11 protein-coding genes are annotated in these 12,811 nt (G+C 64.5%); 5 read left to right on the top strand and 6 right to left on the bottom strand.

Annotated features, from left to right (window positions below):
• Nucleotides 1-44: 44 nt before the first annotated feature.
• Nucleotides 45-1,661: a bifunctional phosphoribosylaminoimidazolecarboxamide formyltransferase/IMP cyclohydrolase gene (gene purH, locus FJV80_RS28825; RefSeq protein ID WP_095793997.1), complete on the bottom strand. Its 1,617-nt coding sequence runs from the start codon at nucleotides 1,659-1,661 to the stop codon at nucleotides 45-47.
• Between the two features lie 148 nt (nucleotides 1,662-1,809).
• Here purH and FJV80_RS28820 point away from each other — a divergent pair, with 148 nt between their 5' ends.
• Nucleotides 1,810-2,118, top strand: coding sequence for an antibiotic biosynthesis monooxygenase (locus tag FJV80_RS28820; RefSeq protein ID WP_142878064.1), 309 nt, complete (start codon nucleotides 1,810-1,812; stop codon nucleotides 2,116-2,118).
• 27 nt (nucleotides 2,119-2,145) lie between these two features.
• Here FJV80_RS28820 and FJV80_RS28815 read toward each other — a convergent pair whose 3' ends face one another.
• The 3 genes from FJV80_RS28815 to htpX all read right to left on the bottom strand — a co-directional run bounded on the left by FJV80_RS28815 (nucleotide 2,146) and on the right by htpX (nucleotide 6,504).
• A complete protein-coding gene (locus FJV80_RS28815; protein WP_095775850.1) occupies nucleotides 2,146-3,870 on the bottom strand; it encodes a heparinase II/III family protein in 1,725 nt (574 codons plus the stop codon).
• A gap of 235 nt (nucleotides 3,871-4,105) precedes the next feature.
• Nucleotides 4,106-5,494, bottom strand: a complete 1,389-nt coding sequence (locus FJV80_RS28810; protein WP_185975280.1) for an RsmB/NOP family class I SAM-dependent RNA methyltransferase — start codon at nucleotides 5,492-5,494, stop codon at nucleotides 4,106-4,108.
• Nucleotides 5,485-6,504, bottom strand: a complete 1,020-nt coding sequence (gene htpX, locus FJV80_RS28805) for a zinc metalloprotease HtpX (RefSeq protein WP_095775848.1) — start codon at nucleotides 6,502-6,504, stop codon at nucleotides 5,485-5,487. The genes FJV80_RS28810 and htpX overlap by 10 nt, the downstream gene beginning before the upstream one ends.
• A 102-nt stretch (nucleotides 6,505-6,606) precedes the next feature.
• On the opposite strand from htpX, the gene FJV80_RS28800 reads away from it, so the two are divergent.
• The gene (locus tag FJV80_RS28800; RefSeq protein WP_095775847.1) at nucleotides 6,607-6,828 is read left to right on the top strand and encodes a DUF1674 domain-containing protein; all 222 of its coding nucleotides are present in this window, start codon (nucleotides 6,607-6,609) and stop codon (nucleotides 6,826-6,828) included.
• Nucleotides 6,829-6,837: 9 nt separating this feature from the next.
• Here the strand turns inward: FJV80_RS28800 and FJV80_RS28795 are convergent, their stop codons facing one another.
• Nucleotides 6,838-7,503, bottom strand: coding sequence for an HAD-IA family hydrolase (locus FJV80_RS28795; protein ID WP_095790278.1), 666 nt, complete (start codon nucleotides 7,501-7,503; stop codon nucleotides 6,838-6,840).
• A gap of 170 nt (nucleotides 7,504-7,673) precedes the next feature.
• Here FJV80_RS28795 and FJV80_RS28790 point away from each other — a divergent pair, with 170 nt between their 5' ends.
• The 3 genes from FJV80_RS28790 to FJV80_RS28780 all read left to right on the top strand — a co-directional run bounded on the left by FJV80_RS28790 (nucleotide 7,674) and on the right by FJV80_RS28780 (nucleotide 12,020).
• Entirely contained in the window at nucleotides 7,674-8,543 is an 870-nt protein-coding gene (locus FJV80_RS28790) for a transglutaminase family protein (RefSeq protein WP_142878062.1), read from the top strand.
• A 399-nt stretch (nucleotides 8,544-8,942) separates the two neighbouring features.
• Complete coding sequence (locus FJV80_RS28785) at nucleotides 8,943-10,358, top strand: pilus assembly protein (protein ID WP_246689073.1); 1,416 nt, start codon at nucleotides 8,943-8,945, stop codon at nucleotides 10,356-10,358.
• A gap of 393 nt (nucleotides 10,359-10,751) precedes the next feature.
• Nucleotides 10,752-12,020, top strand: a complete 1,269-nt coding sequence (locus tag FJV80_RS28780) for a cyclopropane-fatty-acyl-phospholipid synthase family protein (RefSeq protein WP_095775843.1) — start codon at nucleotides 10,752-10,754, stop codon at nucleotides 12,018-12,020.
• Here the strand turns inward: FJV80_RS28780 and FJV80_RS28775 are convergent, their stop codons facing one another.
• Nucleotides 12,021-12,761: an MOSC domain-containing protein gene (locus FJV80_RS28775; protein WP_095790275.1), complete on the bottom strand. Its 741-nt coding sequence runs from the start codon at nucleotides 12,759-12,761 to the stop codon at nucleotides 12,021-12,023.
• Nucleotides 12,762-12,811 lie beyond the last annotated feature (50 nt).

Raw genomic sequence — 12,811 nt, 5'->3', positions numbered from 1 at the left:
AAGCGCGCGCACCGACCCTCCCCATCGAGGGGAGGTAAAAGTGCTCAGTGCCGGAAATGCCTGACCCCGGTAAACACCATCGCAATGCCATGTTCATCGGCGGCCGCAATGACGTCCTTGTCGTTCATCGAGCCGCCGGGCTGGATGACGGCGGTGGCGCCGGCGGCGACTGCGGCAAGCAGACCGTCGGCGAAGGGGAAGAAGGCATCGGAAGCCACCACCGAGCCCTTGGTCAGCGGTTCGGCCATGCCGGCAGCCTCGGCCGCGTCGAGTGCCTTGCGGGCGGCGATGCGGGAGGAATCGACGCGGCTCATCTGGCCGGCGCCGATGCCGACTGTGGCGCCGTCTTTTGCATAGACGATGGCGTTGGACTTGACGTGCTTGGCGACGCGGAAGGCGAATTTGAGATCGGCCATCTCCGCCGGCGTCGGTGCGCGCCTGGTTACCACTTTCAGCTCGAGATCCTCGACCACGGCATTGTCCCGGCCTTGGACGAGCAGGCCGCCGGCAACGGACTTGACCGTCGTGCCGGGCGAGCGCGGGTCGGCCAGGCCACCGGTGACCAGCAGGCGCAGGTTTTTCTTCGCGGCAACGATCGCCGCGGCCTCGTCTGTGGCATCGGGCGCGATGATCACCTCGGTGAAGGTCTTCACGATGTCCTCCGCCGCTTCGGCGTCGAGCGTGCGATTCAATGCGACGATGCCGCCGAAGGCCGAGACCGGATCGCAGGCGAGCGCCTTGGCATAGGCTTGTTTCAGCGACGCGCCCTCGGCGACGCCGCACGGGTTGGCGTGCTTGATGATGGCGACGGCGGCGGAGCGGCTGGGGTCGAACTCGCCGGCCAGTTCGAAGGCGGCGTCGGTGTCGTTGATGTTGTTGTAGGAGAGCTGCTTGCCCTGCAGCTGCCGCGCCGTGGCGACACCTGGACGCTTGTCGCCATTGACGTAGAAGCCGGCGCTTTGGTGCGGGTTTTCGCCGTAGCGCATCACTTCGGCCAGCCGGCCGCCAAAGGCGCGCCAGGTCGGATGCTCGATCTCCAGCGCCTCGGCGAACCAGCTGGAAATCGCCGCGTCATAGCTGGCTGTGCGGGCAAAGGCCTTGGCCGCCAGCTTCTTGCGGAAATCCAGCGACAGCGAGCCGATGTTCATCTCCAGCGCGTTCAGGACCGAGGCATAGTCGCCCGGATCGGTGACGATGGCGACATAGGCATGATTCTTGGCCGAGGCGCGGATCATCGCCGGGCCGCCAATGTCGATGTTCTCGACGATGGCCGCATAGTCGGCGCCGGAGCGCCGGACTTCCTCGAACGGATAGAGATTGGAGACGAGGAGGTCGATCGGCTCGATGCCGTATTTGCGCATCGCCGCCGCATGCTCGGGGTCGTCGCGCACGCCAAGCAGCGCGCCATGCACGGAAGGATGCAGCGTCTTGACGCGGCCATCCATGATCTCGGGGAAGCCGGTGAGCTCGGAGACGTCGCGCACCGCCAGCCCGGCCTCGGCGAGCGCCTTGGCGGTGCCGCCGGTCGAGACCAGTTCGACACCGGCGGCGGCCAAGGCCGTGGCGAAGTCGATGAGGCCGGTCTTGTCGAACACCGAAAGCAAGGCACGGCGTACGGGAACGAGGTCCGGGGCGGGAATGTTCTTGGCGGCGACGGCCATGGGCTGGCGGCCTTTCACGGCTGGAGGGGCAAGCCCGCGCCGTAGCACATGACATCAGGAAATCAAGCGCCGTGCACCATTCGGCGGTTTGATATGCAATTTGCCGGCCCCGGGTATAGGCTGATCTCCTCGCGATGGAGGAATATTGATGGCATTTGTCCGTATTGGCCAGTTCACGGCATTACCGGATACGACCGAGCGGTTGCGGGCGATCTACGAAACCGAGGCGATCCCAGCCATCCGCGCCGCCAACGGCAACATCAGCGCCGTGCTGCTGCAGCAGCATCAGGCGCGCGACACTTTCATGGCAATCACCGTATGGAGCACTGTCGAGGACGCGGAGCGCTATGACCGCAGCGGTCAGGCGGCGGCGATGGCCGACAAGATCCGTTTCGCCTTCGCCGGTCCGCCGACGCTCAGCACCTATGAGGCCTTCGGCATCCCGCAGCAGGCTTGAGCGAGCCGGCCGCCTTCGCGCGGCAAATCAGTTGTTTTCCGGATAGCCGACGATGCTGGTGCGCGTCAGCTGCCAGTGGACTTCGGACATGTCGGACGCCTTGAAGGCAAGCACGATCTGCCGGCTGCGGCGCGGGCCGCCAAGACCGGCGAAATAAATCGATTCCTCGACCTCAGGTACCACTTCGCCCGAGGTGAACACCCAGCTGTCGGCCTGCTCGGCGGTCAGCACCAGGCGGTCATGTTCGTCCTGCAGCAAGTTGATGTCGGGGTGGACATGGAAGCGCACGGTGATGAAGTCACGGCCATTGTTGCGGATCGCGGCATTGCCGGGGCGCTGGAACCGGTCCCTGCCGGCCAGCACATTGCCGTTCGACGACAGTTTCAGCTCGCGCTCGTGCAGGAAGCCGAAACGTGGGACGTAGCCGTCATGGCGGGCGATGAAGCCCTGGACGCCCTTCTGGTCGATGCGCTTGCACTGCACATGCTGCGGGCCGCCGATCAGCGGCGAACCCAGCAGGTCGTTGACGCGCAGCGAATGGCTGAAGCGCGCCGACGAGGTGTCGTTGATGGTGGCGGTCGAGTGCGCGGCGGTGGCGCGGGCCAGCGGCCGGAACTCGGCGGCGCCATAGGTGTCGATGCCGGCATTGACGATGTAATGCTGGCGGCCGGACGACAGTTCGAAGGCAAGGCAGCCGGCGTGCGCTGCGTTGGAAACATCGACCGGCGGCGGTAGGCCGGTGTCGGCGATGACGGTGACGCCGCCCATCGACAGCCGCTCATAGCCCGAATGCGGCGCGTGCAGCAGCGGCGCGCCGGCGGTGTCGTCATGTCGCAATATGGTGGCGATGCGGTCATGGATGGTGGCGCCCATGCCGTTGAAGCGGGCGAGGCTGCCATCCTGGTGGCGGAAGAAGCGCAGCGCCGGCAGCATGCGGTCGATGGCGCCGATCAGTGCCTGCGGCGGGGTCTCCGCCTGGTTGGCGTAGGTCTGGCGCAGCGGCAAAAGGTCGGCGAGGATTTCCAGCACCGACATCGGATTGCGTGAGATATGGCCGCCATCGGCGAGGATCTGGCGGTTGAGTTCCTCGGCGAGGTTGCGGGTGGCGCCGCGCAGCGCAGAAGCCGGCGCCGGCAGGGAAAGCGCGGCGAAGGCAAGTGCTATGCGGGCGCGCAGCCGGTCCTTGCCGTCGGGCATTTCGCGCGCCATCGACCTGAGGTAGCGGATCTGGACGGCCAGCGATTTCAGGAAGGCGCGATAGAAGGGGAACTCTGCGCCCTGCAGCACGACGGAGGAATGCTGCAGCCAGGCGATGACGCGCTTCGCCGTCGTCCCGGGCTCCCAGGCGATACCGGCAATGTTGTTTCCGTGCATGGCGATCCAGTCGGACACCAGGGCACGCGCATTGGCGGCGGCAAGTTCGGTGCCGGCGGCGCGCATGTGGCGCAGCCAGCGAAAGCCATGCAGCGTCTTTTGCCAGCCGTGATTGGGCACGTTGATCTGGAAGGGCGACTTGCCGCCGGTTTCGACCAGGTGCCCCGACAAGGGATAGCGGCCGTAATAGATCTCGAGCGCGATCTGCGGGTCGGCCAGCCGCAGGTCCGGCGGTGCGATCAGCACGCGTTCGGGCGTGCGGCCGGAATAGCGCCAGCGATAGACCGGCCCGGCGCGCAAACGCCGGCGCGTCTTGCGCCAGAACTCCTTCGCGACAAGCGTCCACAGACGCGTCGTGTTGCTGGCAGCCAGTGCCAAAAGCCCTCCTGGTCCGTCCTCTACCCCGGCGCAGAGTTTACATGAATGAACGAGTCGTGCGAAGGCGAATTCCTGGGTATAGGTCCGGGGGCCTATACTCTCCCTAAAAAAGTCAGCAAATCCTGTGAGTTAAGTCAAATAGCGCCGCACCCGCCGGCCGGACGCGACGCGACTTGCTTTTTGTTCCATGCATGTCGTTATCCCAAAACCGCTACGCACTTTTGGGCGACATGCATTAGCCGGCGCGGCGCATGCGCGCGGCGAAGAAGCCGTCCAGGCCCGAGCGTTCCGGCGCGCCGAGGTCGAGGTCGGCCGGCGTGGTGCGCAGCGTGCCTTGTGGCGTCAAGAACGAATCGATGCCGGCGATCTCGCCTTGCCGCAGCGGATCATCGACGACCACTTGCGTTTCCTTCAGAAACGCCAGATGCAACCCTTCGCCTTCGAGCGGGTCGAGCGAACAATTGGAAAAGACGATCCGGCCACCGGGCCTGACCAGCGTGACGGCGCGGGCGAGCAACCGCCTTTGCAGGTCGGCGAGCTTTTCGACATCGGCCGCCGTCTTGGTCCATGGCACGTCGGGATGCCGGCGCACCGTGCCGGTCGACGAGCACGGCGCGTCGAGCAGCACGGCGTCGAACAGCTCCGTGGGCTCATATTTGAGCAAGTCGGCCTGGACGATTTCGGCCGAGAGGCCGAGGCGGTCGAGATTCTGCGCCAGCCGCCCAAGCCGGTTTTTCGAGGTGTCGACGGCGGTGACCCGGGCGCCGGCCAGGACCAGCTGCGCGGTCTTGCCGCCGGGCGCGGCGCAGAGGTCGGCGACGCGCAATCCGCCGACATCGCCGAAAAGCCGCGCCGGCAGGCTGGCCGCGGCATCCTGGACCCACCAGGCACCTTCGGCGAAACCGGGCAGGTCGGTGACGGCACCGGCAAGATTTTGCACGCGCACCGTGCCGGTCGGCAGCACGATGCCGCCGAGTTTTTCGGCCCAGAGTTCGGGATCGGCCTTGACCGAGAAGTCGACCGGCGCCTCGTACCGGTGCGCGGCGAGAATGAGCTTCGCTTTATCGGCGCCATAGGCAGCCTTCAGCCGGTCGGAAAACCATTTTGGAGCTTCATCAGTCGCGGCAAGAGCGGCGGGCAGTTCGGTTTCCTTGGCGCGCGCGAGCGTGCGCAGCACGCCGTTGACGAGACCGGAAAAGCGCTGCGTGCGCGGATCGGACTTGGCGTGGGTGACCGCAAGGTCGACGGCGGCGCTGTCGGGAATGTCGAGGAACAGGATCTGCGCGGCCGCCACATGCAGCATATGCGACAAAGCGGTGGCGTTGGGCGGCAGCGGCTTTTCCAGGCGCCGCGCCAGCAGACCCGTAATGGTCATGCGGAAGCGCAGCGCGGTGACCAGGATTGCCCGCACCAGGCCACGATCGCGCAAATCGAGCGCCTTGTATTGCGGATGGCCGTTTTCGTGGTCGGTCAGTCCGTCGAGCGGAGTCCTGGCATCGATGACAGCGGCAAGCAGCCGCGCCGCCGCCTTGCGGGCGGCGAGACCGGCGACGAATTCGCCGCCGTCTCTATGATCCTGATTGCCTGAGCCTGCGCGTCGAGATCCCGCCACGCTCACGACCATCGGCCTTTGGGTCCGGTCGGATTGCGCCCCCATGGGTTGGCCTTAGGCCTTTCCGGTTCCGCCGGCTGTTCCGCTTGAGGGGCCTGGCCCCACGGGCCGGACGGCTGTTGTTCCCCGGCCTGCCGAGGCGCTGGCGTCGGGCGCGGGGCGGCCTGGTTGCCGCCCGCCATCTGCCGTGCCATCTCCTGCAATGCGGTGATGCGGTTTTCAGTGCTCGGGTGGGTGGAGAACAGATTGTCCATGCGCTCGCCGTGCAGGGGATTGATGATGAAGAGATGGGCCATCGCCGGATTGCGCTCCGCATCGGGGTTGGGAATGCGTTCGGCGCCGCGGGCGATCTTGTCAAGCGCCGATGCCAGCCACAGCGGGTGTCCACAGATTTCGGCACCGCGCCGGTCGGCCTCGTATTCGCGGGTGCGGCTGACCGCCATCTGCACGATCATCGCGGCAAAGGGCGCCACGATCATCGCCGCCAGCACGCCGACAAAACCGAACGGGTTGTTGTTGTCGCGGTTGCCGCCGAGGAAGAAGGCGAAATTGCCGAGCATCGAGATGGCGCCGGCGAAGGTGGCGACGATGGTCATGGTCAGCGTGTCGCGGTGCTGGACGTGGGCGAGTTCGTGCGCCATCACGGCCGCGACCTCTTCATGGGTCAGCCGCTGCAGCAGCCCGGTGGAGGCGGCGACCGCCGCGTTCTGCGGGTTGCGGCCGGTGGCGAAGGCGTTGGGCTGCGGGTTGTCGATCAGATAGGTCCTGGGCATCGGCAGCCCGGCCTGCTTGGCCAGCCCCTGGACGATGGCGTAATATTCCGGCGCGTTCTTCTCATCGACCTCGACGGCGCGGTTCATCGACAGCACCATCTTGTCGGCGTTCCAGTAGCTGAACAGATTGGTGCCGGCGGCGATCAGCAGGGCGATCATCATGCCGCCCGAACCGCCGATCAGGAAGCCGACGCCCATGAACAGCGCCGTCATCGCGGCCAGAAGCATGGCGGTGCGAAGGGTGTTCATCGTCTGCTCCTGTCGTGGTGGTAAAAAGGGGTCGATCGTCGTGAGTTCATGGCTATATGATGGGAAACACCTGCCCCCATTTCAATCTGCCGGGACTATCGCATGACCGACCAGACCAGCAAAACGCCAGCCGGCCCGAACGACGATGCGCCGCCAAGAGACCTGTCGCCCGCCGCACAGCGGGCGCTGGCCGAGGCCGAGGCGCGGCGTACGGATTATCGCAGCAAGGAAGCCGCGCTGCCGAAGGAAGTCGGCGGCCGTGGCGGCAAGGAACCCGGCCGCTATGGCGACTGGGAAGTCAAAGGGCTGACCAGCGACTTTTAGGGATTGGTCTCAAGCGGCGTTGCGCTGCGCCTCAAGCGCCAGCCAACCGCGCTCGTCGATGGTGATGCCGACATTGTCATAGCCCAGGATCGCGGCATGCAGCGTTGGCAGTGGGTGCGAATGCGTGGCGCTGATCACCATGACCGCGGCTTGCGCGGCCTCGGCCGCCGCGATGCCGGCCGGAGCATCCTCGAACACCAGGCAGTCGCGCGCATCGAAGCCGAGCCGTTGCGCGCCAAGCCGGAAACAGTCGGGGGCCGGCTTGCCACGCGAAACGTCTTCAGCCGCAACGATGACCGCGGGGACAGGAATGCCGGCAGCCTCCATGCGCGCAAGCGCCAGGGAGCGTGGCGCCGAGGTGACGATCGCCCAGCTTTCGCCCGGCAGCGCCTTGAGAAACGCCACGGCGCCGGCGATCGGGACAATGCCGTCGAGATCGGCGGCCTCGGCCTTCAGCAGCAGGTCGGCCTCATGCGCCGGGTCGACGCCTGGAAGGGCAAGGTTGGTGATGGTCTCGATCGCCCGCACGCCGTGGATCGTCGGCAGGAAGGCGGCGACGTCGAGGCCATGGCGGCGCGCCCAATCGCTCCACACCCGCTCCGCCGAGGCGATGGAATTGATGAGCGTGCCATCCATGTCGAAAAGGAAGGCCGCGAATTTTCTGCCAGCAAACATGATTTTCCTTGAAGTCGGGGGAGCGTGTCGAGGGAGGGCTGCCCAACCGTAACGTCAAGGCGCGGGCATGGAAAGGCACGAGGGCGTATTTTGCGGCGGTCCAGGGAACCACAGCCATCTCGCGACGTTGGAACGGCATTGCTTTCCATGACGATCGAAGGGGACCTGTGATGCTGATCCGGCTCGGCTACGAAATCGCCATTGAGTGCGCAGAGGCCACACCGGTGATTTCGCTGCTCGAGATCCACAAGGACAGGCAAGCCGACATCAAGCGGCAGACCCGGGTGCTGACCTCGCCTTCGGTGCCGACCAAGCTCTACCATGACCTGCATGGCAATGGCTGCCGCCGCTTCACCGCACCAGCCGGCGCCTTTCGCATCCTCTATGACGCAGTGATCGAAGACAGTGGCGAGACGGACGAGGTCAACACGCTGGCCCGGGAAGTGCCGGTGGCCGAATTACCCGACGATGTGCTCATCTATCTCCTGGGCAGCCGCTATTGCGAGACCGATCACCTCAGTAGTCTCGCCTGGCAGCTGTTTGGCCATCTTCCCTCCGGCTGGGCACGGGTGCAGGCGATCGTCGACTATGTCCACAACCGGCTGTCGTTCGGCTATGGCTATGCGCGTTCGACCCGCACGGCGGCGCAGGCGCATGAGGAGCGGGTCGGCGTCTGCCGCGACTTCGCCCATCTGGCGATCACGCTCTGCCGCTGCATGAACATTCCGGCGCGCTATGTGAACGGCTATCTCGGCGATATCGGCGTGCCGATCGATCCGGCGCCGATGGATTTCTCGGCGTGGATGGAAGTGTTCGTCGACGGCAAATGGTACACGTTCGATCCACGCCACAACCGGCCTAGGACCGGTCGTGTCGTCATCGCGCGCGGCCGCGACGCCACCGACGTGCCTTTGCTGCACAGTTTTGGTCCACACCGGCTCAGCCTGTTCAAGGTGTGGACCTATGAGCAGGAAGGCAATCTGTTCAATCCGCCCCATCACGGTATCGACAGGACGGCCAGCGCACAGATGCTGGCCTAAGGTATGTTGATATTCAGGTGATGCCGGCTCGCAAATGGCCTGACCTGAATCTCAACACATTTTGATTCCGTTCGCGCCCCAACTTACTCGGCTATCTCGGTACAGTTGGCCCGTTGCGGCACAGAAGGCATGTGCCGCATCAGGACGGTGCGAAGCAGTCCGCGATAGCCTCGATTCAAGCATGGTAAGCAGTCCGTAAACGCGGCTGATGCCGCGACTTTTTGTTTACCAGTCATTCACCTTCGACACAGCCGAAGTCCAACAAAAACAAAAGGTTGAAGGTTAGGGGCTCGGTTCCGGCGCCTGACGAGCGGCTTCCGGCTGGAATCCTGCATTGCCCTCATTGCGGCGACGAGGCCGAGGCAAGCGGAGGCTGTTGGATGCGAAATTACGGGGGTCTTGTTCACAGCGGTCGGCGGGTTCGCCAGACACAGCGGTGGAAATTTCGCGATCCTGTTCAGCTTTGCTGCCTCGGTCCTGGCGCTGGCCGCAGGCTTCTCGGTCGACATCTCGCAGCTCTACAACGCCAAATCGAGCCTGCAAGGGGTGATCGACGCCGCGGTGACATCGACGGCCCGCGACCTGACGACCGGGGTCATCAAGGAGGCCGACGCCAACAAGGCGGTGCAGAACTTTCTCGTGGCCAACAGCACGGCGGGCATTCTGCAGCCCGACCAAATAGTGCTCGACAAGCTTATCGTCGACAGGACCGCCAACACGGTGCAGGCGGACGCCCATGTCGATGTCGCCCTGTTCTTCCCAGTTTTCGGCATGGGCAATACGAAACGCGTCACCGCGTCGACGACATCGCTTTATTCGGACAAGACCATCGAAGTGGCGATGATGCTCGATGTGACAGGATCGATGGCCGCCAACTGGTGGGCAAAGACCGACAAGATCGGCGACCTGCAGGCCGCCGCTTCAACCGCCGTAGAAAATCTGCTGGACAACAACATCGACCCGAACAATCCGCGCGTGCGCGTGGCCATTGTTCCCTATGCCGAAGCGGTGAATACGGGCGGCCTCGCCGACAGCGTTTTCGTCGAGCAGGCAGGGGGCTCGAATCTGCCACCACCAGTGCCATCAGCGGGTGCACCGATCCCGGTTGGCTCATCCGTGACCCTGCGGCCCGACAAATGCGCCACCGAGCGCAAGGACAAGGATGGCTATGCCGATTACTCGTCCGACGGGCCGTCCGAGTTGCGCAGGAACAACCAGAACCAGGAGTATCTCGCCAAGGTCAACCGCGATGATCGCATGGGTACCTGCCCGACGCCGGAGCTCATTCCGCTGACAGCCGACAAACAGAAATTGCTCGACACGATTGCTGATTTCAAGGCGGCGGGCGTGACCGCCGGCGGCATCGCCGTGCAATGGGGCTATTACATGCTCTCGCCGTCCTGGCGCTCGACCATTGTCAACGCCCGGCTGGGCACCGGTCCCGCCAATTTCGACAACAGAAAGGTCGGCAAGGTCGCGATCCTGATGACGGACGGCCAGTTCAACACGGCGTTCGCCGGCGGGCGAAGCGCACCCAGATCGCAGAATGCCGGTCAGATGTCGCGAAGCAATGCCGAAAGCATTTGCGACAACATGAAGCGCGACGGCATCGAGATCTTCACCATAGGTTTCGATCTCGACGATCCGTCGATGACATCGACCGAGCGGGATCAGGCAAAGAGCGTGCTCCAGGGCTGCTCGACAGCGGACACGTCCACCCTGAAACATTATTACGAGGCGGCTACGGGTCCCGAACTGAACGAAGCGTTCAATGCCATCGTGCAGAACATCGAGCGGCTGACGATCGCCAAGTGAACCGCCGTGGCCTCCGGCGACATTGGCCCAACGGAAAAGGCCGCCGCTTCTTTCGAAGCCGGCGGCCTTCCGTGTTTCCGTCCATGGCGCGGCCTGTGGCGGCAACCCCTTCGGGCTACCTGCCGCGCATCTCGCGCCTTAACGGGAAGACTGCTTCCCGAAAGTGCAATCCGCTGAGGCCACGTTCTGGAAAACGAAATCACTCGACATCGGATCACCTCCTTTCGATTTGTTGAACACATCCTCATGATGGGGTGCGTTGCAGCAAATGACAAGATGCCGGGCTGAAAAAGGCGTCCCGCCGGAGAATGCCGCGCAGTCGGGTCCGCGTGCTTCGGCTTGCGATCCCCGGCCAAAACGGACAACATGGCGTTATCGGTCACGGGAGGGACCATGGACGCCACCGAGAGAGCCGCGCGCATCGTACGAACCGTGATCGGGGCGCTGCAGCCGGGCTTTGCCGTCAGGCTATGGACCGGGGAACGGATCGGCCCCGCCGGCGGTCCTGTGCTTGCCATCAACGACCAGGATATCGTCTGGCAACTAGCCCGTCGGCCGACTTTCTCGACGCTGGTCGAGATGTGGATTTCCAAAACCGTCGATATCGAAGAGGGATCGCTGTTCGATTTCTACGCCCTGCCTTCGCAAGGTAAGTTGAAGACAAAGCTCAGATCGCTGCCGAAGCTGGCGATTCTGCGCGACCTCCCGGCCGTGCTGCTTTCGCGAAAGCAGATGACGGCACGCACCGATCTATCGGGACACAATCCTTATGTCAGCGGTTCGAGCAAGGAGGCGATCCAGCATCACTACGACATTTCGAATGCTTTCTACCGGCTCTTCCTCGACGAACGAATGGTCTACAGCTGCGGCTATTTCAGGGATTTCGCCAACGGCATAGACCAGGCGCAGATCGACAAGCTCGACCACATCTGCCGCAAGCTCCGGCTGAAGCCGGGCGAAAGCCTGCTCGACATCGGCTGCGGCTGGGGGGCGATGCTGATCCACGCGGCGAAGCATTACGGCGTCGTCGGCCGTGGCGTGTCGCTGTCGGAAGCGCAGACGAAGCTGGCGCGCGAACGCATCCGCGCCGAGGGGCTCGAGGACCGCATCACCATCGAGATAAAATCCTACGCCGAGCTTTCCGGCACGTTCGACAAGATATCGTCGATCGGCATGTTCGAGCATCTGGGCCTCGCCAACCATGCGGCCTATTTCTCGACCGTCCACCGTCTGCTGAAGCCCGGCGGCATCTACCTGCACCACGCCATCACGCGGCGCAGCAAGGGCGACCCGAAGAAGACCCTGCGCAAAGGACCGGAATACAGGGCGCTGATCAAATACATCTTCCCGGGCGGCGAGCTCGACACCATCGGCATGACGCTCGGGAATCTCGAGGCGCACGGTTTCCTCGTCGCCGACGTCGAGAATTTGCGCGAGCATTATGCCCGCACCTGCAGGCTGTGGGCCGAGCGCCTGCAGGCCCGCTTCGATGAGGCGATCGCTGAGGTTGGCGAGCCCAAGGCACGGCTCTGGCTGCTTTATCTCACCGGCTGTTCGATCACCTTCGATCGCGGCTCGGCGCAGATTTTCCAGACAGTCGTCACCAAGCGCGCGCGGGGGCCAAGCGGCCTGCCGCCGACACGGGCCGACCTTTATCGGTAGCTACAGAAAACGCATCGCGTCGCCGACCTTGATACCGGCCGGCCGATCCACTGTGCAGTAGACGCCGAGATTGTGCGCGTTGTGGCGGACCAGATTGCGCAGGATGCCGGGATCGTGGTCGAAGCCGTCCTGGGCGATGATGGTGAAGCCGCAGCGGCGGCAAGGCTCCGAAATGGTCACCAGCAGATCGCCGATCGCGAGCTTGCGGCCGATCCATTCCGTTTCGGGGAACGAGCCTTCCACCGCCGCCATGTCGACGACGACGTTGGGGCGGAAGCGGCGCGGATCGGCGGCGCCATCCGGATGCAGCGCCTTCAGGCGCGCCAACGACGCCGTGGTCAAAAGGTGGATAGGCGCCTTGCTGTAGCGGGCGGCGGTGACCGGACCGGCATAGGCCGGCGGCGCATTCTCCCGGCCGAAGGGCCGGATCGAGGCGGCGAAGCCGAGATAGGCCGATATGGCACGGTCGCATTCGGCGCCGGGTGCGCTCACCCAGTCGCCGCCAGGGACGGCGATCTCCAGGTCGCGATCATTGGCCAGCCGGGTGCGAATGCGCGGCACCTTGTGCCATTTCGCCTCGCGGTCGGGCCTCGCGATCTCGTTGTCCGAGACATCGACGAGGCCGAACATGCGGTCGCCCGCCATGCCCGCCGGTCCGACAAGGATGGCGTCCTGGCGCTCGCCGGCGAGTGAACTCGCCGGATAGCGCCAGAGCTGCGCGACAGTGCCGATATCATTCATTCCGCTGGTCTCTCGTTGGCCGGGCTTCCCGCGACCTTCGACCAGTCGTT

It is taken from the genome of Mesorhizobium sp. WSM4310 (assembly GCF_007003935.1).
GTDB lineage: Bacteria > Pseudomonadota > Alphaproteobacteria > Rhizobiales > Rhizobiaceae > Mesorhizobium.
The sequence above is the reverse complement of the archived record's forward strand: the minus strand, read 5'-3'. Positions and strand labels throughout refer to the sequence as shown.

Excerpts from the sequence above, each read along its gene's own strand:
- FJV80_RS28795 (WP_095790278.1), bottom strand. The coding sequence starts at position 7,503 with ATGTTTGCTGGCAGAAAATTCGCGGCCTTCCTTTTCGACATGGATGGC.
- FJV80_RS28800 (WP_095775847.1), top strand. The coding sequence starts at position 6,607 with ATGACCGACCAGACCAGCAAAACGCCAGCCGGCCCGAACGACGATGCG.
- FJV80_RS28775 (WP_095790275.1), bottom strand. The coding sequence starts at position 12,761 with ATGAATGATATCGGCACTGTCGCGCAGCTCTGGCGCTATCCGGCGAGT.
- FJV80_RS28820 (WP_142878064.1), top strand. The coding sequence starts at position 1,810 with ATGGCATTTGTCCGTATTGGCCAGTTCACGGCATTACCGGATACGACC.
- htpX (WP_095775848.1), bottom strand. The coding sequence starts at position 6,504 with ATGAACACCCTTCGCACCGCCATGCTTCTGGCCGCGATGACGGCGCTG.
- FJV80_RS28810 (WP_185975280.1), bottom strand. The coding sequence starts at position 5,494 with ATGGTCGTGAGCGTGGCGGGATCTCGACGCGCAGGCTCAGGCAATCAG.
- FJV80_RS28780 (WP_095775843.1), top strand. The coding sequence starts at position 10,752 with ATGGACGCCACCGAGAGAGCCGCGCGCATCGTACGAACCGTGATCGGG.
- FJV80_RS28790 (WP_142878062.1), top strand. The coding sequence starts at position 7,674 with ATGCTGATCCGGCTCGGCTACGAAATCGCCATTGAGTGCGCAGAGGCC.
- purH (WP_095793997.1), bottom strand. The coding sequence starts at position 1,661 with ATGGCCGTCGCCGCCAAGAACATTCCCGCCCCGGACCTCGTTCCCGTA.